Here is a 22580-nt window from a genome sequence, read left to right on the forward strand (position 1 = left end):
AAGAAAATCTTTCCTACTATAAATCACAATTTTTAAACTTAAATTTTATTTGATTCAAACCATAATTATGAATAATCTGATAACCAAAATAACTCTATCAACCTTAATTACATCCATTACGGCATTAGCTACTATCACTTCAGCTTCGGCATTTTCTTTTTCTCTTACTGGTACTTTTGAAGAGACATATGGAGGAACTATCAGTGGTACCTTCGAGCTTTACGAACCTACCTTATCGGGCGATGATTATCAATGTAGCAATATTGACATAACTACTACCGCAGGCAGCGAAATCTTTGCTGGTAGCAATTACACTGATAGCAGTGATAATGCTTTTTTATCATCTTGTTCTGCTGACGGATTTGCTATGTCCTTATATGACGAAGCAAGTGGCAATGAATTCTTTTTAGATTTACAATCTGAATCTAGTTTAGTAGATCTAGCTCCATCAGAAACCGCCCAAATCAACCCTGCAACAACATACGAACAATATTTTGATGGTTTCGGCGACCCAACAACAAGATATATTGCATCTGGTACGGTTACAGCAGCAGTTCCTTTTGAATTTAGTCCGACTTTAGGATTGTTGTTAGTAGGCGGAGCATGGGGCATAAATCGACTAAGAAAGTCACGAAATAAAATTGAGTAGTGTCGATTGGGCGATTTATGCTGGAGGCGCGATCGCGTCATTCTTAATCTGATGACTTTTAGCGAGCATAGCATCTCAAGATTTTTGTACATTAAAGAATTATTTGTCCAATTTAAAGAATTAGTGTCAAAAATCACGTTATTCTACAAGTATCTCAGCATATAGCTTGTAGCTTTTTTTTGTTAAATTAGACCAAAATTACATTTAAAAAATTAGATGTCAATTTTTTCCGAAGACGTTTTTTGCTTTAAAAAATTGAGTGTCAAATTTTGACTTTGATTAGAAGAAATTCAAGCGATCGCTAAAACGCAGACTGATAAATCTCACTTCTTTTTCTCTAGTTTCTGGCGCAGCACTACCGCTAAAGATACACTTACATCTCCTAGGTGTCAGTGTACATTAATGTAAAAAAGGGATAGTTTGAAAGACATAGCATCATGCATATAAGAGAAGCTATAAAAGAGTTGTTGCTTTAACCTTCTCAAGGAAGAAAGCTTTAAAGTTTTATTGAAAAAAGAAAGGGCTAACGGTCAGACTTGACGATGAGCAATTTTGCACCCGAGAAAATTCTCTCCAAACTCTCGACCGCTTCGCTTAATTGAATTGTTAATGGGGTCTACATTATCTTCTAAAAAAGCCTAGCCTATCTGAGTAATATCATTAGACGAAGCTTTCCGAATCAGCTCTAAGGAATAAGTTTTTAGATAATAAATGCTTTATAGATCTCAAATGAGTTCTATCTGGTGGCAAGGGCAACGACTGCTTGTTTGTATTTGATGGTGGTAATAACTTGATTACTGGTGATGCTGGTGTCGACCAATTCTGGATTGCTATTAGTGACGTTCCGAGTCAAACTGATAAGATTACGGACTTTACCTCTGGAGAGGATGTTCTGGGAATTGAAGGTTTCCCCAACCTTAGCTTTGAAGAGCTAAATTTATCTCAAGACGGAGACAACGCGATTGTTAGTCTAGATGAAGATACTCCCATAGCTGAGTTACTAGRAGTACAAGCTGATAGTCTAACTGCTTCCGATTTTACTTTTGCCTGAGTTCTCATAGGATTTAGAAGATTGGCGATCGCTTTATTGGTAGTTGCTCTACACAGCGGTCGCTACTATCGAAACAGGGAAGTGGAGAAGCAATTGTTATGGGATACCAAGATATAAAACTTCAGCAGTATTGCTAAGCTCGGCAGCAGTCTTAAGCCACTTTTTGATTTTGTTGGCGTTCGCTCTTTGCTGGCTTTTTTTGTTCATGGAAATACAAAATCAACCACAGCTATCTAATAAACATAATGAACTAATTACGCAAGCTATACACACTACAATACGGCTTGGCGATTTTGCTTTGGTTGTCATCGGTATTGCTGTTGTAATTTCTATCTTGGCAATAATAGCTTCTCTCGACAATTAACTTTTTCCGATAGCGTTGATACTTCTACCGACCGTATTTAATTAAGTAGTTAATAATAAGACGTTTAATTAGTGAAGAATTTCCCGAAGGCGATTGGCGAAGTCACCTCCCTTTAGGAGATCGCGGCGGTACAAGATTTTATATTAAAATTAAACTACCATTAGCCTACATAAATTCTAAGATGATGCAGTGGGAAGTTCTAGAAGATATCAAACGGTAATAAAAATTAAGCAATCGCACCAAACTAAAGCTTTCAACTCAATACACGCTTTAGAAATGCGGTTATTTTACCCCAAGCATCATCTGTAGCTATAGGATCGTATCGATAGCCATCGTCTCGCATAAAAGTATGATTGGCTTCATATAGCAACGTTTCGTGGCGCACGCCTGCATTGTCTAAAGCTTGTAAAATCGTTTCGCGACCTTCAGGGGGAACGTGAGGATCGAGACTGCCGAATACGGTTAGAACTTCACCCTCAATTTCACCAACGCGCTCGATAGTATCGGCTATTCCTCGTCCTAACTTGCCGCTATGAATTCCAGTAGGATAGCAGCAGACAGTAGCTTTCACCTGACTACCGAAAGCGGCACGAAAGGCTAAATGACCGCCAATACAGAAGCCGAATGCACCTAGTTTCTCAGATACCACGTTGTCTTCTGCCTTAAGCCATTCTAGCACTGCCAGCCCATCTGCATCATACTCCGCGATCGCAGTGCATCGAGCATTATCATTACCGCGCATTCTTCCCAAATCATTTGGTTCGATCTCAGCACCGATGGGTTCGGTTCGATGAAAGATTTCGGGAGCGGCAACTACATAGCCATATCCTGCCAGACGATCTGCCAACAGCGTAATCGGTCTACCCAACTGATAAATATCGGAATAAAACAAGATAACCAGGATATTGACCTGCTAGTTGGGGCGCAGCAACATAGACGCGCATTAGGCTATCATCTACCGTCAACCCGATATTGCGCTTCTCAATCTGCATAGACTAATTCTCTGTAGTGGGTTGGAATCAATACTCACCATTTACAAATATACAGGTTACTGACTATTATATTTGCCTATAAATTTAACGTCCGAATATATATTAATAATTGGGGTACGAGCGCATTTTTATTTAATCATTTAAATCAGAACTAGATGGAATTTCAAGACATCGAGCTAATCAAGGGATATCACGCCCACGTCTATTTTGATGAATCGACCGTCGAGCCAGCCCAAGCTTTATGTGAGGAAGCTGGTAAAAGATTTGGGGTAACGGTTGGTCGGATGCACCATAGACCTATTGGTCTTCATCCCTGCTGGAGTTTCAAGCTCGCGCGTTCCTTAGCCGAAGAAACCTCGGCAGGGTCGCTCGTCAGCTAGCTTTCGATCGCGATCGACATACTGATTTACTAACTTGGTTGGCATTAAACAGAAATGGTCTGATAATTTTAATCCATACTCTATCTGGTAATGACCTAAAAGACCATACCGCTTATGCTTCTTGGATGGGAGAACCACTTCTATCATTCCGAACAGCATCTAGCCAAACTGTTAAAGCAAAAGCTTGAAACTAAACCCGATGTAGATAGCGATCGCGTCAAAAGCTGGATTGACCGATTCACTGTCGCTAAAAAAATTGTTTTATCCTCTCAACAATACGAAGCAGTAAAAACAGCAGCTAGAGAAAGAGTGCTGATTCTAACTGGAGGTCCTGGAACGGGAAAAACCTTTTTAGTTAATACCATTGTCAAGCTCTGGAAAGCAATAGGTAAAAAACTTCAGGCAGGTGCGCCTACTGGCAGGGCAGCTAAAAGACTAACAGAGGTCACGGGAATCGAAGCTAAAACCTTACATCGGTTGTTAGAGTTCGAGCCTTCTAAAATGGGATTTAAACGCGATGCCGACAATCCTTTAGAGTGCGATGCCCTGGTAGTCGATGAATGCAGTATGGTGGATCTGTTCATGGCTCATGCGATACTAAAAGCCTTGCCCAAAGACGCTCTGCTACTTATGGTTCGAGATATCGCTCAGTTGCCTAGTGTGGCACCAGGAAATGTCCTCAGAGATTTAATCGCCTCCCAACAAATTTCCGTCGTTCGTCTAACTCAGGTATTCAGACAAGCTGCCGAGAGTGCGATCGTCAGAACTGCTCACCAAATAAATAATGGTCGCATACCCAAACTAGAACTCGTTTCAATGAAAGCTACCTCTGATTGTCTCTGGCATTCTGGAGGCACAGAACCCGAACATGGAGTACAGACTATCTGCGATTTAATAGAACATTACGTTCCCAAAGCTGGTTTTAATCCCGCTACCGATGTCCAGGTGCTTTGTCCCATGACTAGGGGTTTGGTAGGCACTCGCAATCTCAACGGTGTATTGCAACAGCTAATCAATCCTGCTGCCGAATACAAAAAAGAATTAGTCAGAGGCGATAGTATTCTACGGACGGGCGATTAGCGAAGCTACCTCCCTTCGGGAGATCGCGTGATGCAGCTAAAGAAAGACTACAACAAAGAAGTGTTTAATGGAGACTTGGGGATAGTTAGGGCAATTGATAGAACCGAGAAAGAAGTTACTATCGACTTTGATGAGGCGACCCCGCGTCGGCGAAAGACGCAAGGGAACGCGCCTCATCGTGATGGCAGAGATGTAACCTATGACTATGCTGATTTGAATGAAATTACTCTAGCTTGGGCAACCAGTATTCATAAATCTCAGGGTTCGGAGTATCCCGTTGTTATCCTGCCTCTGTATACTCAACACTACGTTATGCTCTCACGTAATCTGTTTTACACGGGATTGACTAGGAGCAAAAAATTAGCACTGATTGTAGGTTCGGAAAAGGCTATTGCGATCGCTGTGAAGCAAGTTAAGCAGCAGCAGAGGTATACGAGGTTAGAAGAGAGATTACAATATTGACTCCAAAACTAAGTGTTTGTTTAAACTATCAATAATGTAATTCATTAAATACTAAGGGTTGCAGTATGAACAATTACCAGGCTCGGCAAATTTTTTGCCTTGGGGATACATTTTATAGGAGTTTCGCCTTGACAGAAACTCAGTAATCTGTAGTCAAGCAAAATAGTATAAATTTACACAAAATTGTGCTTTGATTCGATTGTTAGATTTCTTATTGGCGATCGCTAAATTCCGCAAACAACGGAAATTCGTTACTAAGTCATAGTAATTTTGTACGATCCGAAACTCCTAATTTTAGTTTCTTGAAATTGGCATTTTTGACATTGATATATTTCAGCTAAGGTTAAGTTAGTAGGAGTATGACACCAACAACATATCAAACCTTGTTTTCGTTCGATGAGAGCGAATCCTGGACAAGAACATTGAGGGCATAATTGACCAATTTTTTGAACTTAATTTAAGGTAGCTTGGGCAATTATTTGCATACGAGTGGGATCGAACATTGCTCGCATATCAGTTTCTAGATAAACTGTATCTTGGGATTTTTTTGTAGAAGATAATTGACTATTTGAATTAGAGTTGCTGTTTGATTTATTCCTTTAAAAATTTCTTCTTGCTTATGGGTATAAGGGTCAGACATGACTACTAAACCAGGCTCGGGAAAGCCCACTTCTTGAGCAAATGCCAAGGCTTCTGCGCTACTTTTTATATATCGATGATTATAATTAGTTTTGGTTGATAGTTCTTCTCCTACTATTTCTAGATTATTAGCACGATCTAATAATAAAATTAATTCCCGATCGCAGCCTATAAAAGGAAAGCTGGGATGGGGATAAAATGCCCCTTCACTAGCTATAGCTAGAGTCTCTCCTGTCAATTTAAAACTGCTTCTGCTTTACGACGTGCTGCTTCTAATTGTTTACCTGCTCTGGGAATATCCCTAGTAAATGTCCCAAAGCGATCGCTATTAAAATTATCTGGTACTATTACTTTAACTCCAAATTCTCGTGCAAAAAGTGGAGCAATTACTTGTTCTTTTTGATGCTTGGTTGCCAAGACGGCAGTGCGATTAATCAACCAAGAATGTTGGCTCATTGTCTATGTTATCGTATGTGTCTTTAATCGTTGCCATACCCCAAAAAAAAGCGATCGCATTGCAGTACGATCGCTCGATATTTATGGAGCAAAAACTTTTTAGCGATACTAAATAAAAGATTTGTAGTATTTTAGTATTAAGTATTAAGTATTAAATGATTAACTGTATTTTTATCATAGACTTTAATCTATACAATATTATTTGCCATAGTCATTATTCTATATACAAATTTTGCAGATAACAACTATTGGTATATTGGCAGTTTTTATAATGGTGATTAAGGGGTTCGACCGAGAGCCGAGTTGGTGGTAATTAATACTGGAGATACTTTTACTACTGGTCCTACTGAAGCAGCCTATGTAGACAATGAACTAATTGAACCAACTTCAGTCATCGCCTCTCATGCTAACGAAGCTTCTACAGAAGTGGGTTTGAGCTACGTTAAGACGGTTTAAAATCTGTTCTAAACTCTGAGCTGTTCGATCGCTTCTGGTTGGCGCAAGCATACTAATAAGGTTACCACGATATGTTTGCACCAACCGCCAAAATTATCAGAGCAACTACAAGACGTGTTTACTTCACCTTCTCTCAAGCCAATACTAACTCGATATGGTCTAAGATCGTTGCCTTCAACTTCTGCTGTAATTGATTCTTCCCGTTGCACTACCTTTCTAACGCATCCATTTTGATAATAAACTTGTCCCTTTTGCCAACAAGATTGACTGCTATGGCGACGAATTATTTCCTGACTAAGATGGGTAATAGTCATTACTCTTATTTAGCTATTCTCAATGTCGATCTTACAGCTAAAGATGCAGTGTTATTACATGGCAGAAACAATTGCGATTGGCAAAGCCACTGCCCCTTGGGTAATTGCCTTTAGCGGTAGCGAAGCTAATCGTCTGTGCAGTCACGCGATTGGCGATCGTCTTTGCCGCTGCCCTGCGGGCAATCGCTCGTACTGTTTTCTTTTTTCTAGAGCTAATTTTCTACATTCATTTTAATTATTGTTGCTTCATAATTGATTTTCTACTTTGATTTACAAATCTGTATCTCTTTTCTCCATTCATGCAACAAAGCCGACTTTTACTATAAAAATCAAGAGTATACTAAACTAGTCGGGCGGCAGCTACACTTCTGTGCCGATACTGGAATCCAAGGAACACGTCATGGTGAACGATAGAGACATACAGCATCTGCGTCGGAGCATAGAACTTGCAACTGAGGCTCTAATGTTAGGTGACGAGCCATTCGGCTCTGTACTTGTAGCAGCGGATGGAGAGGTTCTGTTTGAAGATCGCAACCACGTTGCTTCAGGCGATCGAACCCGTCATCCAGAGTTTGAGATTGCACGGTGGGCTGCGGCGAATATGACCTCGGAGGACAGAGCAGAAGCAACTGTCTATACCTCTGGTGAGCATTGTCCAATGTGTGCCGCAGCACATGGCTGGGTCGGGCTGGGACGTATAGTGTATGTGAGTTCCTCCGAGCAATTGGCAACATGGCTTAGCGATCTTGGAGTTCCAGCACCTCCCGTACGAACTCTACCAATCCGTGAAGTAGTTCCAGATGTGGTAGTTGATGGTCCAGTTCCAAGTCTTGTCGAGCAGGTGCATGACTTACATCGTCGTTTCTATAGCTCATCATAGTTGCCATTAACGTCGCCTATGCATACCGACCGTCGAAAGTTGAACAATCAACAAAACACGACATTTGGTAGTTGACCAATTTATTTTTTGCTTAAATTGTCACCAATTATGCTTGATTATATTACTTTACCAGACAATCTTTTACCGCCCCCTGCTCCCTACTCTCATGCCGTTCGTGCTGGTGACTTTCTCTTTGTTACAGGTCAGTTAGCCGAAGATCCTAAAACAGGTGAAATTCTTCGGGATACTACTGCCAACCAAACTCGCCGCGTCATGGAAAATTTAAGCATCGTTCTCGACCATGCTAAAACCAGCTTCGAGCGAGTAGTGATGGCTCGTATTTTTCTCACTGACTTTAGAGACTACCAAGAGGTCAATAACGTTTTTTCTTCTTACTTTAGCGAAGGTAGTCGTCCTAGTCGTACTACGGTCGGGGTAATTGGTTTGGCAGGACAGGGAGATGTTGAAATCGATCTGATTGTTTATTGTGGACAGTAAAAATGAACCAAAACCGTCTTTCTGCTTTTTTTGATTAATTTAAAGCCCGATACGTACCAAGCTTTACTCTTTCCCACTGCGTTCCCAAATAACTATCCCTTCTCAACACATTGCCAATCGCTTGACGTATTTTAGTTACTTGATTTTTCGACCAGTTTGATTGCCTACGGCAATCCGCCAACGCTTTGCGTTGTCGAATCAACATAGTTGATTGTTGTTTTTTGCAATAGAGATAATCGATGATGTCCATTGTAGTTAGTAATAGTTACCTGAACTTCTGAAATATCTAGCTGGCGAGTTTTCATAGTTTGAGCGGCTAGATTTTTTATTTTCCCGACAGTTTTTAGGTGGCGGTCGAGATAATTTTCATCAGTGAGAAACTTCATCCAAGCATAAGCTTTACGGCAAGGAGCGGTCAAAGCTGCGGGAGTAACCCGATTTTGTTGGCAAATGCGTTCGACTTCTTGAGTACAGTCGCTCAAAGTTTTGCGGATAGATTTTAGTTGATTATCTTTATAGTCAGGTGGTAGCTCTCTTATCCTTTGCTGACAATTCTTCTGTTGTTTGACTAAGTTTTTAATTCGCAGAGTAGAAGAATTGCTACTTCTAGCTGGTTTTTCCTGTTTTTGGTCGGTCAGAGGTAAATTCTGCCAATCTATATTCTTGAGATAATCATAAGCTCGACGCGAACGCACGGGAAGTTTCTTAGATGAAGTTTTGGCTTCCTTACAAAGCTCGTCAATGGTTTGTAGAGAATCGAACACAAATTCTCTTAGAGAATCGACTTTGTTGCGATGAACTCCCTGTTGCAATTTGCTTTTTACTTGATTGGCTGTTTTAACAATTCCTCTAATCCGAATCATCTTAAATACTGCTTGATGCTAATAATCGAATAAATCAAGCCGAGGGACTTCTCACACATTTTTGTTGGTTTAAAGAAAAGCCGCTCTCTCGGAGAGTCGTTGACTTTAGTTAAATTTTTTTGCCCACGAGAAAATCTAATTTGGACTTATCTACAACTGTGGACTTTGTCAGTGCTCTGAGCGCGATCGCAAAGTTGTTGCAATAATTCAATTCCTTTAGGAGTCCATAAATAGTGCTTTTGCGAATTTAAATGATAGTGAGTTCCTTCAATAAATTGAGATAAATGTTTGGCTTTGGTGCGCGTAATTAATTGAGTCGAAATTCCCAGATTAGTGCTAACAACTTTAGTAGGTAAAGAGTTTTTAGGAATGCTATCTTTGGCATCACGCAGGCGCAGTAAGTTCTTAATTCCTTTTTTCGTCCACTGAATAGATTCATATTCGTCTTTATAATAATGAACTCCCAAACGAAATTTATTGGGATACTGATATCTTTGATTGTGACACCAGCTTACCGATCGCTCTACTCGCTCGGCTACTTCGCGAGTCGTCCAGGTTTTGCCTTTGGTTTTTGCAGTAATTGCTTTCTTGATTTGCTTTACTTGGCTAAGTATTTCGTTTTGAAAATTAGATAGTTTTCTTCGTGTTTTTAGTCTAATTACCAACAAATTTCTTCTAAACTGACGCAGTTTTCTAAACCAACGATTAACTGTATTGGCGCTCGAAGTTTTAAGTGTAACAGCAAGTTTTTTTAGCTGTTGCCAATAATTTAGCTTGATAATAACTTTTGAATCTGTCTCGATTGGCTTACTCTTGCTAAGACGGGGATTCCATTTAACTTTGCTTTCTGTGCCAGTTGGAGCGATGATATGAGTAACAATATCGGGATTTGAGTTTTGAGTTGACGTTTCAATTTCATCTTGAATCTTCTGCCCAGAATGAAATAAACTAGTAACTCTAAATAATTGTTTTTGCCACCAAACTATAAAGAACTTGCTTGCTTGCTTTTCTATCGCCGATTTTGCCGTCTCATTAAGATCGGATTGTTCTTGGTTAGTCAATTGCGATCCTATATTATCTTTGACTCGCCAAGCAGGTTTAAATTTTAACTTGGTAAATTGTCTGAGATTGTTTTTTAACCACAAATTGCTATTGCGGCTTAAAGACAAAATAGGCTCAATTGAGTAACTAAGATTAAAGTTAATTGAAGCTCGCTCTTGAGTCTTGGTACTAGTTTCCGATGATATTTCCTCTGTAATCGCCCGAGCGAGTGAAGGAATGCGATCGAAATCTGCCAGGTTGCAAATTTGTCGGAGTTTGTAGGCGAGATTGGCAATGGAAGGCGATAAATCAGCAAGAGTTTGAAATATAGCTGCCGTATCGGGATTTTCTAAATCGCTGCGAGTAAAGAGTAAACCTTCTCTGTCGTCTAATTTGTAGGCGTTCCACAGTCTTTTATCTTCCGCCAGAGCCAAAATCGAGAGATAAATAACTAACTGAGGAAAAAAATCAATTGCCAAGCACCTGTGTTCGAGAGATTTTCGCAGAGGATGTTGATAGTCTGAAAGTCCTTTGATGTTGTCTGGAATAGATTGATTGTCTCGCTCGAAGTAAAGACTATCATAATCTATAAGCTTTAGCGATAAATTACCAAAACGTTCGAGAACGAAAACGTTGCCATGCTGCAAATCTCCATGAGCGACACCAGCACTTAGTAAGTTATTGGCAAGTTGCAACCATGTCTGTGCTAGAGATTCGAGGGTATTTTTGCGGTGTAAGTTGTCTTTAATAAATTTCTTGAGATTTTTCCCTTCTATCCATTCCATTTTAAGAATGGGATAGCAAGTTCCACGAACTCTTATACCTTGTTCTAATAAAGCAAAATTAACAAAATACGAACTAACGGGACTGTTATTTAAATATTTTAAAACTCGTTTGTAGTGAGCGACAACATCAAAATTCGTGCGATAAAAACATCTAACTGCCCAAATTTTGGCAGGAGAAACAGTTTGATACTTAAACGCAATGGCAAAACTTCCCGAAGCCGACCAGATATCTTGAATACCAGCAAACTTAACTTTTTCTACGGCTTTGCCCTTTGCCAAGCCAGTATCTAAGTCTCGTTCCCGATGAGAATAAGGATCTATTTTACGAAATGCAACATGAGGGTTGCGAATGGCACTGTAATATTCCGAACGAGTGGGATATTTCATGGCGATCGCGATACTGTGTAGTTGTCAGATTTATGGTATTGGTAAAATTGAAACTTCGTCGAGAATTTTAATTAAAATTGCGGTCGTATCATCATTTTTAAGGGATCTTTTTTGCCTGAGTTGTTGAATAACTCGGACAAAATCTTCTTGCCGTTGTAGCTCGAATATCTGCTTCCATTCTGAAGATTGACTGGCAAAATTAGCTAAGAGCCACTGTGATAGAGCATCTGTCGCTAATAAAAAGATATCTCCTTGTTGGCAGTAACCTTCTAGGAATTGAGGGGGAAATGAACTATCGTCAGGAAGACTCGACCAACATTTGGTTGTACTTTTAAACTCCTCGGAATTTTCCAGAGGAAAAGATAAAAGCTTATCGCTATCTGGTTCTAACTTAAATAAGCAGCTATCCCCTACCGCTACTGCTTGCCATTTTCCCGATGCCGAACCGTCGGGATTCGATAAACTCAAACCCAAAAACGTAGCAAAACCACACCGTTTACTCGCAGAACCAGCTTGCCACCACTGACGATTGGGATTGGTAATTTTAGCCAGATAATATTGCCGCCATTGTTCCTGGATGGGTTTTAACCATTCATGATATGAACTACTAACCCTGTCTATCGGATTTTCGGCATGACAAAAAGCTTCGACAAGTAGTTTAGCCCACTGCTTGGGATATAGAGAAGAACCAGCCCCATCTGACAGCGCGATTAAACTGCCATCGAGGCTGCGAGCGAATCTATCTTGATTGCTTTTTGCGGATTCAGAGATTTTGGGCAAAGAAAAAGCCAAAATTTGATTGGGCATGATAGTTTAGCCCCGAAATTCAGCCTTAGTTCCTATCTCTAGCAACTGAATCATTGTTTCGAGTTTGGCTTTGTAGACAAAGCCTTTAGAATGGGGCGAAGGTTCTAACCCACTGGCAGCAGCTCGCTCTAGCATTAAAGGAGGTAATTCGCTGGAAATCTCATACAGGAATTGTGCATAACTATCTCCTGAAGGTAACTGTTCGACTGATGAAGGTAAAATAACCTCATTATCTGTCGCGCCAGAGATATGGGCATTGAGTATTAAAGTTGCTCCATCGTCTGTTGCTAATTGGGATAGCTGTTCGGCGGCAGCTTTGGCACGGGGTAGAGAATTAGCCTCTCCATCAGTAATGTTGATGACCACTGGAGGAAAACTAGTTTTATGTTCTTCTATCCACTGAGAAATTAACTGAGAAGCCATTTGAAATCCGTTACTCATAGGAGTTTCTCCTACAGCAGCAGGTTCGATCCAGATGGGAAATTGGTCGTCAATTTCTACCAGTCCGCCCGCGCCATCAGATACTTTTCTTTTAATATTTTCTACTCTCAAGCAGTTCTCGGTTAAGTCACTGACACTGACCATCGGCTTGGTAGCCAAACTACCAGAGAAAGCATTGATAGCAGCGTCTTTAGTTTTTCCATATCCTATTACTGATATATAGCAGCTATTTTTAATTTCCTCTCCATCAGTACAAGCTAAAACAGTTTCACGTAGTACTCGATTCACAGCAGTAGCGCATTCTTTAGCTTTTGTGCCTGCCGAACCATAGGGATAACACATCGAAAAAGATTGATCTATTAGAACGATTAAATATCCTGGATTAGCTCGACTAATTTCTTGGTTGTAAGACATAAAAGTTGATTACATCAAAGATTCATCAATTTTTTAGCTCAATATAAATCTTTTGCATCTTAAGTTAACAATTCTTTATTAAAATCCAGACAAAACTTAAGCTATTACCAAAAATATATTTTATTTGTAAAGCAAACAATACTAATAAATCTCTAACGAACTCTACTCCATAAACGTTGAATTTCAGCAGTTTTTTGAGAATCGGGAGGCTGTTGTAATGTTACTGAAGGATTTAACATTGCCCCAGGAATATTTTGCTGCCAGGGACTTTTGGGAACTGAAGCTAAATTGAGGTTGGGAATTATCGAACGAAACCCATATTTAACAAAAACTTCTTGCTGCTCTGGTTGTTTGATAAATTTGATAAATTTATTAGCTGCTTTAGCGGTGTTTCGATCTATATTTTTGGCAATAGCAGCAGTAGCTACAGTTTCGACAGATGGATTGGGATAGTAGATTTGGTATGGTTGTCCCTGTGAGATTTTGGCTTGCGACCAACGGTACAGAGCAATGCTTTCATAAACCATAGCTATATCTCCATCATTAGCACCGCGAGAAATAAATTCCTGTAACAAGATATCAGTCGAACGGGGAAGCTGATAGATAGAGCTTTTAATTAAAGAAAACAAAGATTCGCTATCGAAACTATCGACAGTAGCGTTTTTAGTAACGCTAAGGCCTTGGGAACTCGAAGCCATCTTCGAGTTTCTTGCCTTAGATTGCAGCCATAAATTTAAAGCTAATTGACCACTGTTAGAACGAGTTGGATTGGTAATAACCAGATCGAAACTGCCCCAATTGTTTTTATCGGCAATTTTCGACCAACTTCTTTGCTGCAAAGCTCGTTCGAGATTCGACCAAGAAAATTTACCATCGGGAAAAATAAATTTACTTCTTTCTTGCCAGGCAACTGCAACTAAGATAGTTCTGGCGATCGCTTGAGGTTGGCTGTAAAAAGCTTCACTGTTATTCTGAGCTTGCCAGCGAGTCTCTAATTCTTCTAAAGTTTGTTCGTTAGCAGGAATTAAGATCGTGGGGGTAAAATCATTTTTTCGATCGATATAGTTATTAACAATATCTTGAGAACCTTGAAATTTTAGTTGTAAATCGATGTTTGAGTTATTTTGCTCGAATTTAGTTTCAAGCTCTTGCAGGGGTTCTTGCAATTCAGTTCCACTTACTACAATAATGTTTTGTTTGACACCTGGAAGGGGTGCATAGGTCAAACCTAATGAAACTAAAATAATTCCTAAAGAAACAATTGTTTTATTATTGCTATTTTTTTTATTCATGAAGTAATTAATAAACCGACACTTTCTTGCATACTTTTTAACTCCTCACTCAATCCTTGTAACTCCTCAATTTCCTCAGCATCGTTTAAGTTAGAAGTACGCAAGCGATTTTGTAACTGTTGTAAGATTCCTGCCGACTCAATAACCAGAGTATTTAAAGCAACTACTTGCGCCTGACGAGCATCTTGTCCTTGACGTGCTAGTTTTAAATTACTTTCCAGGCTGTTAGCCAGTTGTTTTAACTGTTCCTTGGCTAGATCGGGACTGTTTTGTTGTTTGGCTCTTACTTCTGCTATCTGTGCGCTTAATTCTTTCGGAGAAAAAAGAGAATCAGAACCCTGAAGTTTTTTAGTCAAATGGTCGATTTTAGCTGGTAATTCCTTGAGGCGATCGCAAGTATACTCTACAGTAGAAAGTAATTCTAATTGTGTTGATGCAGTCAGGGTTTGCTGGGCTTCACGACGTAATTCTTCAGCTTTAGTCAGCAATAGTTTTGCTTGCTGTCGTACAGAATAAATTTCTCTAGCGAGGGCAGGATTATCAATCTCAACTTTGCTATTTTCCTTATGCTGTAAAGGTAGAGAAACTACTGTGGCGATCGCTATGGCTGTAGGTAAGACAATGGGATTGGGTAAGCGTAGCCAACGTACTCCAATTATTAGAGTTATTCCACCAGCACAAACAGCAAGAGGATAATGTAATGGATTAGCTAGTTTCATGGTTTTAAAGAAAATCTGGACTTTAGTTGTTAAAACTCCACCTGTAAATCTGCCATCAAATTAGAAATAGTTCGAGGATCGCCCTGACGGTAATATCCTGCATTTAGTTCGGCAATTTTTTGTAAGGCTTCCCGATTGAATTGTTCTTCATTACCATAACCAACCGTAAAAAAGGCAATATTTTCTCCCGATTCAAAATTACTCGCTTTTAGCTGTTGCGAAAGCTGTTCGAGATTAATTTGAGAACCAGAATCTTGCCCGTCAGTTAAGATCGACACGGCATTAATTGCATCGGGACGCAAATTTTTAAGTAGCCAGTTACGCGCATAAAGGCTGCTATCATACAATCTCGTTCCTCCATCGGCTTGTAAATTACTGATAAATTGTATTCCTCGATTTTTTCCTTCTTTAGTGCCTTCAATTATTACTGGTGGATTAATTTGGGAATTAAAGCTAATTAAGGCAATTTTTTCTTTGGTACCTAAGTTTTGAATGTAGTTGAGTAAGGTGTTTTTCATCGCCGTCAATTTTGTTCCTCGCATCGAACCAGATGTATCGATAACGACTGCTACCAAAGAAGATTTTTTGGCATAAGTCTGCCAACTATTAAGCATGGCTTCTACAACTTCTGGTTCTGGCGGACGATAAGACTCGTAGTTTGGTTGGGGAACAACACCGTATTGAGAAGTAAACTTATTACCCAAAGCGACTCCAGGTACCCCAGGGCGCAAGCCTAAATCGGTTGCAATTTGTTGGATTTCTGGCTGACGCATAAACTCTATTATTTTTGTTGCTGCTTCTTTTTCTGTGGAACTGTTCCAGGGAGCATCGGGTAACATTGCTCGCATATTGGAACTAAAAGTTGCTTGCGGATATATAGCTTTATATTTAGTTCCAGTGTCGGGAGACTGAGTATTAGCAGAAATAACTAAAGATTCGTAAACCGAACCAACAGAAGCCCAAAATACACCGTTTTCTACCATCGAGCGTGCCAAATTTCCCGTCGATTTCCCGTAGCGAGTAATTTTGCTTTGAATCTGTTTTACTTGTTGTTGATGTTGTTCTACATCAGTTATAGTTAGTTGTTCTGGTTGTTTGTTAGCAACTGAGGCAAATTGTGCGACTAAAGTTTGTAAGCCAGAATTAGAGCGAGTGGGTGCGGTATGAACATAGCTAACAGGTATGGGAGGAGCATTGCTATCTAGTTGTTGATGATTTTCTGTATTGGCTAGAGTCGTATAGAGATTGTTACTGGTTTCTAATCCTCTAGCTAGCTCCGCTGTGGTCATAAACACCATTGGACTGTAGGCAATTAAAGGTGAGTCGGTGATTTTGGGAATATAATCTTGTCCTGGAAAAAGTTTATTCATTTGATAAACTAACTGACTTTGATAAATTTCTCCGTCTACAGAAAGCAGAGTTGGAAATCCAGAGTTTTCTGCGGTTATATCCCCCGTTTGTAACTGCTTAGCTAAGGTGAGTACATTTTCAACTACATCGCCGCTACCTTTAGCTTCGCACGTAAGATAAAATTTTTGTCCGTCATTAGTTTTAGGTTGGGTTTGATTTAATTTAGCTGCGGCTTGCTGGCAAAATTGAGCCAGATCGCTACCAATTAAAAACTTAACTTCAAATCCTTTTAAGTTTGAATTATTACTTTGCTTTTGTTGACCAACACAGGAAGATAGCCATAATATCATAGATAAAAGGGTAAAAACGATTTTTTTATTATTTTTCGTTTCCTTAAAAAAGTAAAAATTATACATAGTTTTATCAAGCGTCAATCAAATTGCTAGCCAAGAATAAAATTTTCCGAGCAATTCAGTTATTATGAATGCTGTATTTGTAATATTCCCAAAAATTTTGTTTAATTAATCGATAGTTCTACAATTCTTTTTCTCTTTAACAATGCATTGCTGAAACTGCTGATGTAGTTACAGAACTTTTAGAACTATTTCAATAGCGAAGAAAGTAAGTCGAACTTGTGATATTCTGGCAGCTTTGGCAGTCATTCATTATCGAACGTGAGCGAACGACAACTAAGCCTGTTTAATTATCAAACCAGCATACCGAGTAGAGCAGCCATCCAAGCTCATGAGTAAAGAAGCTCTACTCAAATGGAAGTTAGAGATATTCGAGTATCAGCAACAACAACAGACTTTTGGCGCGGTTTTTTGTCTTTTTTAAAAAAGATATTTATTGACAAACTAAAACCTTCTACAGTGTAGGATTAAGCGACAATTAAACAAGGGTGAGGCTTTACATATTCTGCGTTCTCATCTTTTTTATGTCAACCAAGGAGAAATTAAAACTCAGCAAGATGACCAGTTGCTAAATCAAGTCGGATGTCTGAATTTAGTAACCAATGCCATTATTGTCTGGAATACGGTCTATATCGATAAAGTTGTCCAGCAACTTCGGCTTGAAGGTTATCCTGACGATGATGAAGATTTAAAGTCTATTTGGCCAACTCGTTACACACATATCAATGTTTATGGGCAGTATCATTTCGATCGAAAACGATTGAGGAAAAAACATCCCTTGAGAGCGTTACGCAATCCTAGTTCTTGACCTTACCGACCAAAATTTCTCCGTTGCTATAAAAACACCTGGTTGGCTGCTAGAAGAGATTACACACCTTCAGATTCTTGTCTTGAAACAGTTGTGCACGAGCAAAGCTCGAACGCGCGGTAGAGACGATTAACATTGATTCGAAGATTATTTAACCAACGCTAAATACGTCTTTGTCTACTTTGAGCGAATTTTCCTCGACATGGAATATAGATTGACCATTTAGTTAAATTTACACTCCCTGTATGAATCAAAGCTATTATCATCCAGATACAGCTTTTGAGGTGGCATAGATGTGACCAGCTAGCTGGTTGACTCATCCATTGATTTAAGCCATTGTAAAGACGGGAGTTTTGATTCACGGTATTCTGAAATTATGAGTAGTATCTAATTTCAGAGTGCTGACTCCCCTTGATTTTTGTCAATCCCTTGAATCTTTACTCACTTTATATTGTAAGGGTTTTCTTTTGCTCTTTTGTCAGTCAATCAGGTCTCGTAAGTTTTCTTCTCTTGTCAACTTTATTGCTACATTACCAAATAAATATCTACAGCCAGATCGACCGAGGTACTGAAGTCAATATCCAAATTCTACTCAAACAAAATAGCGCACAGTAATTGAAGATTTTTTTTACTTTATAACGACAAGATACTTGTTAAACTTTATAACTATTTTTGACCTAATATTTAGTACTTTTAAGAAACTTGGTTGTTTTTATCTCAAACTTTAAAATATAAATATTAAAAATTAGAAATAAAATTAGTAAATCATGACAATATTGGCTTTTTAGATTAATTTTGTAGGCATTTTAACAGAAAAATAAATAGTAGTCAATCATATTTGTATTTGATAACACAATTTTAATCAAATTAGAAATAAGTTTTTTGCTTTAGTACAAAGCATTTTTTCTAACATTTAAATAACGTAGATGTATATTAAATATTTACCAAGGTGAACTTGGTAAACTATGTTTGTAGACTTTGATATTTTTTCAAAAGTCTTGCACGATCTAGCCACAGTTGGTATTGAATTTTTATTACAGTACGAAAACAACATTAGCAAGAATTCGCTCTACGTCATTGTCATTACCGCTCGATAGCATAGAAAAAAAAATATTAGCAAAATTTAAATCGATCGCTCGTCACCATAAGTTAATAAATTTCAGTCATATAACCCTACAAACCTAGATTAGATTGAGTTAGGAGTTCCCCACATTATGCCCGAACAAAGAAAAGATCCGATCGCCAAAAAAAGAATGGAGGCACTAAAACGTGGCAAGGTTCATCGGATAAAAGAGGAACAACCGATGCCAACTGCCGTTCACCTAATAGGTATTGGTAAAATGGGTGCCGATTATATAGCCAGCGCGGTCGCTAATGCTCCAGAGAATTTTTTAACCGACGAACGCCAACGGTTTACCGCTCTAGCAGTAGATCTAGACGATCGCAACTTAGCACCAGTTAGGAAATTAGCCGAAAAACTACCTCCCAATAAAGCCCAGGTTAGAACCGTCGCTTTAGAAATTCCCGATCGCAATGAGTTATTTAGTTCTCTACGTCGTTACCGCGAGTTTTTAAAGCTAGAGTTTCCTCGGTATTACTGGAACCCCAATTACGAACCCTGGCTACCTGAAAACTTGACTATACCAGAACCAGGAGAACCCTGTCCCAGAGCATTAGCCAAAGCCATTTACGGTAGGGCATATTACGAAGATACTCAAGCGATCGAGCAGGAATTAGAAGCTTTTGCTAAAAGTGTCGATGCTGCCAAATGTCAGTCGATTGTTTGTATTGTGTTTGGATTAGGAGATAGCGTCGGTAGCGGTATAGTCGTCGATTTAGCGCGTCACCTCAGTAATGTTAAATTCGGTCGTCGGGCTTTGGTACAGGGTATCGGTATCGTTCCCTGTGATGGTGACTCAGAAGCAGTACAAACCGCCGAGTTGTTTCCCGTTCTCAACGAACTGGACTGTATGTTAGACCAAGAGAAAAACAAAGGAGTAGTTCAGGTTTGGGGAGATTTGTATCGCGATCCCTTTACCGCTGGCTTTATGCTAGTTCCCCAACAGCCCGTCTGGGAAAAAACCCAAGATATTGAGGCTACGCGACAGAAAGTATATCGAGAACTAACTTCATTCTTATTAGACAACCAAAGTATCGACCTCTATGAAAGTCTGAGAATGTTAAATTGGATCGGTGCGCCCCCCTCGCAGCACGCCGCCGCCCGCAGTCAGTATGGCAAACAGTGGTGTCATATCTTTGGCTTTGTAGATGAAGTTTTTGACACGGAAGACTTACCCAAAAAGTTGGGACTGATTGGAGACTTTAACCCAGATTACTTTGAGTTGCGAACCTCCTATGCTCGCAGCGAGGAAATGGATAAAAAACTGACTGAGCTAGCAGAAAAGATGAATAAAGTCTTTGCACCTTTAATCGAGCCGAGTCTAATTCAATCAAAGATAAAAGAAAAGGGTTCGGTGCAGTTTATTCTACCTGGTGCCAGTAAAACCGATTTAGAGATTTTCTTTAAAGGTCGCAACAGTTACGACGAAATCGATTGGGACGAAAAGTTAATGGTGCATTCATGGCTGTTAGAGCTGGGAGTAATGCTTTCCGAACCTGCAATTCGTTTTAACGGTATGGCTGGCGAATGTTTGTGGGGCTGTGCCTGTTGGGTAGTAGTTCCTTATGAAGATATACGGGGTGAAGATAGCAGCAATGTTAGAGAGCAGCTAGAAGAAATTGTCAAACTGTAAGAGATAAAAAAATGCCCTTAGATTGGACTTTAGTAAAGGAAAAATACGGCGCGGGAGCAGAAGTGCCTACCGTAGCTGGTAATAAAATACTTCACGTTACGGGAGCGGATGACGAAAAAATCTATATTCAGTCACCTCTTTGGAAAGCTAGTTTGAGCCGCGAAAACTTAGAAAAAGGTGTGGCATTAATTGAAGAAGGACTGATTTCTAAAGACCCTGGATTTTTTGTCGAAGATTACAAAATCTATGTTGCAGACGAACGAGCGACCTCCGTAGCTCATATTTTTAGAGATATGGGTTTGATCGAGGAAGACAAAGGTTTTTTTACTGGAGCGTGTTAATAGGGCTATTTAGAAGAAAGGGAAATTTAGTTTTTTAAAAAAGCTATTGCCTATTGCCTTTTATATTCACTAAAAATATTCAGGAGTTATCAAAAATGCCATTAGCATCAATGTATCACAGCGCATCGGGTTCGCAGTCTCCTCACTGCCTGCACATAGTCGGCATCGGTAAGGCAGGAGCAAGAATGGTAGATGCCATGTTGCGAACGGGTGAAGTAGAAGATATTTTGGACGATCCTCGTGCCAGATTTACGGCTTTAATCGTGGATATTGGCGAGCAGGATATGTATCAAGCCAAAGATTATGCTGAAGGTTTAACCCTGCGGCTTAAGGAAAGAGGTATTCCCACCGAGCGGTTTCAGTTTCAAGCTGTCTCCTTGCCAGTACCGAGCCGAGAAGAAATGTTTGGCTCGTTACGCAGATATCGCGAGTTTTTAAAGCTGGAGTTTCCTAGATACTACTGGAACCCCAACTACGAACCCTGGCTGCCAGAAAACATTGAAATTCCCAAAGCAGGGGAAAACTTTCCCCGCGCTCTAGCAAAAGCTATCTATGGCATCAACTACTACGACGGCGAACGAATTTTAGAACGGGAACTCGAAGCATTTGCCAAAAGTGTCGATAAGACCCGTCTGCCCTCGATGGTACTAACTTGCTTTGGCATGGGTGAAGGCATCGGTAGCGGTACGATCGTAGACCTCGCCCGTCACCTCTCTAGCGTCAAACTAGGGCGGCGTATTCCTGTAATTGGGGTGGGAGTCTTACCCTGTAGCGGCGACCCCGAAATAGAGCGCGGTGGCAATCTTTTCCCTACCTTTAACGAGTTAGACTGTATGCTCGATGAAGATAAAAATGCTGGCGTGGTGCAAGTTTGGGGAGATCTATATCGCAATCCCTTTACTGGCGGTTTCTTTACCGTATCTTCCGAACATTCCTGGCAGCGACTTAGCCGCTATACCGATACAGGCGTTCCCATCGTGCGCGATCGCATTCGACTCCAGGTAACTCACAAGTTTGTTGCCGACTCCTTTATGCGGTTCGTCCAGCACGACTACGGACGTACCTTGTTTAAAGCCTTACGACCTTCAGGACAAACTTCTGCCCCCCACGAATGTATTAGTACCAAATCCCGTAGCTGGACGCTGTTTAATATTGCCAAACTAACTCACCCCGCAGTACAGGTACTTCCAGGGGAACCTTTAAGTAAATGGCGGAAAGTTCTCGCTCAGTGGATCGACCACATTCCCGAATTTGCCGAGTTAAAAGAAGGCTTTGAAACCGACTACGCCGAGTGCTACATCCACGCACCCAGAGATATGTGGAATGAAAAGCTCAATGACAAGTTTAAAAAGGCAATGGAAGAAAGCTATTTAGGAGACTTAGAAGATTCTACCTTGCTACTGGCTCAAGATGAATTCTTCGATCGCCTGACCTGCTATGTCGATATTATTATGCCTGGTGTAGCTAAGACCGACTTTTTAGCTTACTTCAAGAGTCGCGAACTCTACGACCAGATGAGTTGGGATGAAAAACTGTTACATCACTCCTGGCTGCTCGATCTCGGCGTAATGATGTCCGAACCTGCAATTCGCTTTAACGGCATGGCTGGAGAATGCTTATGGGGTTGTGCTTGCTGGGTAGTAGTCCCCTACGACCAAATTCGCGGCGATGCCCCCGAACCCGCAACTCGTAAAGAGATTTTGGCACAGGGAATTCAAGAGATGACTAAGACGGTAGTACCGACTCGTTGATAAAAGCTTTAAGCTCTAAGCTATAAACCATAAGCTAAAATTCGGCTTCTCACGGACGATATTAGAGCGGATCGAGAAGCCCTCCAACTTTGGGGAGAATAAATTGTAGGTTGGGTTAGGCGAGATATTTCTGATGATTCGGGTTTCAAACTGCTATTCGCCGTAACCCAACAAAGCTATATTTTAAGGCTGTT

General features: G+C 40.1%; 17 protein-coding genes and 5 pseudogenes. 12 read left to right on the forward strand and 10 right to left on the reverse strand.

What is annotated here, in order from left to right:
* The first annotated feature begins 67 nt into the window (after positions 1–67).
* Together KV40_RS01615 and KV40_RS01620 are read left to right on the forward strand one after the other, a co-directional pair.
* On the forward strand, positions 68–649 hold the full coding sequence (locus KV40_RS01615; RefSeq protein WP_036477318.1) for a hypothetical protein: 582 nt from the start codon (positions 68–70) through the stop codon (positions 647–649).
* Between the two features lie 763 nt (positions 650–1412).
* A complete protein-coding gene (locus tag KV40_RS01620) occupies positions 1413–1700 on the forward strand; it encodes a hypothetical protein (protein ID WP_036477322.1) in 288 nt (95 codons plus the stop codon).
* Between the two features lie 617 nt (positions 1701–2317).
* Here KV40_RS01620 and KV40_RS01625 read toward each other — a convergent pair.
* Positions 2318–3056, reverse strand: a pseudogene (locus KV40_RS01625) (dienelactone hydrolase family protein).
* 155 nt (positions 3057–3211) lie between these two features.
* On the opposite strand from KV40_RS01625, the pseudogene KV40_RS37155 reads away from it, so the two are divergent.
* Together KV40_RS37155 and KV40_RS01635 are read left to right on the forward strand one after the other, a co-directional pair.
* Positions 3212–3624, forward strand: a pseudogene (locus KV40_RS37155) (DOPA 4,5-dioxygenase family protein).
* A pseudogene (locus KV40_RS01635) lies at positions 3551–4978 on the forward strand (ATP-dependent RecD-like DNA helicase); the annotation flags it as partial. The pseudogenes KV40_RS37155 and KV40_RS01635, both read left to right, overlap by 74 nt.
* Before the next feature lie 254 nt (positions 4979–5232).
* On the opposite strand, the pseudogene KV40_RS37160 reads toward KV40_RS01635, so the two are convergent.
* A pseudogene (locus KV40_RS37160) lies at positions 5233–6073 on the reverse strand (DUF6671 family protein).
* 297 nt (positions 6074–6370) lie between these two features.
* Here KV40_RS37160 and KV40_RS34510 point away from each other — a divergent pair.
* Positions 6371–6505, forward strand: a pseudogene (locus tag KV40_RS34510) (MBL fold metallo-hydrolase); the annotation flags it as partial.
* Between the two features lie 32 nt (positions 6506–6537).
* Here KV40_RS34510 and KV40_RS01650 read toward each other — a convergent pair.
* Positions 6538–6843, reverse strand: coding sequence for an SWIM zinc finger domain-containing protein (locus KV40_RS01650; protein ID WP_036477330.1), 306 nt, complete (start codon positions 6841–6843; stop codon positions 6538–6540).
* A gap of 58 nt (positions 6844–6901) precedes the next feature.
* On the opposite strand from KV40_RS01650, the gene KV40_RS34515 reads away from it, so the two are divergent.
* From KV40_RS34515 to KV40_RS01660, 3 genes are all read left to right on the forward strand, one after another.
* Positions 6902–7078 carry a hypothetical protein gene (locus tag KV40_RS34515; RefSeq protein ID WP_156113903.1) on the forward strand — a complete coding sequence of 59 codons (177 nt, stop codon included), beginning with the start codon at positions 6902–6904 and terminating at the stop codon, positions 7076–7078.
* Between the two features lie 165 nt (positions 7079–7243).
* The gene (locus KV40_RS01655) at positions 7244–7723 is read left to right on the forward strand and encodes a nucleoside deaminase (protein WP_036477435.1); all 480 of its coding nucleotides are present in this window, start codon (positions 7244–7246) and stop codon (positions 7721–7723) included.
* 108 nt (positions 7724–7831) lie between these two features.
* Positions 7832–8221 (forward strand): RidA family protein, encoded by a 390-nt coding sequence (locus KV40_RS01660; RefSeq protein WP_036477333.1) that lies wholly within the window; start codon positions 7832–7834, stop codon positions 8219–8221.
* A gap of 164 nt (positions 8222–8385) precedes the next feature.
* Here the strand turns inward: KV40_RS01660 and KV40_RS01665 are convergent, their stop codons facing one another.
* The 7 genes from KV40_RS01665 to KV40_RS01695 form a co-directional block, all read right to left on the reverse strand.
* Positions 8386–9084: a hypothetical protein gene (locus KV40_RS01665; protein WP_052055257.1), complete on the reverse strand. Its 699-nt coding sequence runs from the start codon at positions 9082–9084 to the stop codon at positions 8386–8388.
* Between the two features lie 146 nt (positions 9085–9230).
* Entirely contained in the window at positions 9231–11297 is a 2067-nt protein-coding gene (locus KV40_RS01670) for a hypothetical protein (RefSeq protein WP_036477334.1), read from the reverse strand.
* Positions 11298–11327: 30 nt separating this feature from the next.
* The gene (locus KV40_RS01675; RefSeq protein WP_036477337.1) at positions 11328–12104 is read right to left on the reverse strand and encodes a protein phosphatase 2C domain-containing protein; all 777 of its coding nucleotides are present in this window, start codon (positions 12102–12104) and stop codon (positions 11328–11330) included.
* Between the two features lie 6 nt (positions 12105–12110).
* Complete coding sequence (locus tag KV40_RS01680; protein WP_036477339.1) at positions 12111–12959, reverse strand: hypothetical protein; 849 nt, start codon at positions 12957–12959, stop codon at positions 12111–12113.
* Positions 12960–13111: 152 nt separating this feature from the next.
* Complete coding sequence (locus tag KV40_RS01685) at positions 13112–14251, reverse strand: substrate-binding domain-containing protein (RefSeq protein WP_036477342.1); 1140 nt, start codon at positions 14249–14251, stop codon at positions 13112–13114.
* Entirely contained in the window at positions 14248–14970 is a 723-nt protein-coding gene (locus KV40_RS01690; RefSeq protein ID WP_036477345.1) for a hypothetical protein, read from the reverse strand. Before KV40_RS01690 ends, KV40_RS01685 begins: the two co-directional genes overlap by 4 nt.
* Positions 14971–14999: 29 nt before the next feature.
* On the reverse strand, positions 15000–16670 hold the full coding sequence (locus KV40_RS01695) for a VWA domain-containing protein (protein ID WP_253274129.1): 1671 nt from the start codon (positions 16668–16670) through the stop codon (positions 15000–15002).
* Between the two features lie 529 nt (positions 16671–17199).
* On the opposite strand from KV40_RS01695, the gene KV40_RS32960 reads away from it, so the two are divergent.
* From KV40_RS32960 to KV40_RS01710, 4 genes are all read left to right on the forward strand, one after another.
* A complete protein-coding gene (locus KV40_RS32960; RefSeq protein WP_081942721.1) occupies positions 17200–17541 on the forward strand; it encodes a Tn3 family transposase in 342 nt (113 codons plus the stop codon).
* Between the two features lie 1214 nt (positions 17542–18755).
* Positions 18756–20294, forward strand: a complete 1539-nt coding sequence (locus tag KV40_RS01700) for a hypothetical protein (protein ID WP_081942722.1) — start codon at positions 18756–18758, stop codon at positions 20292–20294.
* A gap of 11 nt (positions 20295–20305) precedes the next feature.
* Positions 20306–20635: a hypothetical protein gene (locus KV40_RS01705; RefSeq protein WP_036477349.1), complete on the forward strand. Its 330-nt coding sequence runs from the start codon at positions 20306–20308 to the stop codon at positions 20633–20635.
* A gap of 95 nt (positions 20636–20730) precedes the next feature.
* The gene (locus tag KV40_RS01710) at positions 20731–22386 is read left to right on the forward strand and encodes a hypothetical protein (protein ID WP_036477351.1); all 1656 of its coding nucleotides are present in this window, start codon (positions 20731–20733) and stop codon (positions 22384–22386) included.
* Positions 22387–22580 lie beyond the last annotated feature (194 nt).

The organism is Myxosarcina sp. GI1, assembly GCF_000756305.1.
Taxonomy (GTDB): domain Bacteria; phylum Cyanobacteriota; class Cyanobacteriia; order Cyanobacteriales; family Xenococcaceae; genus Myxosarcina.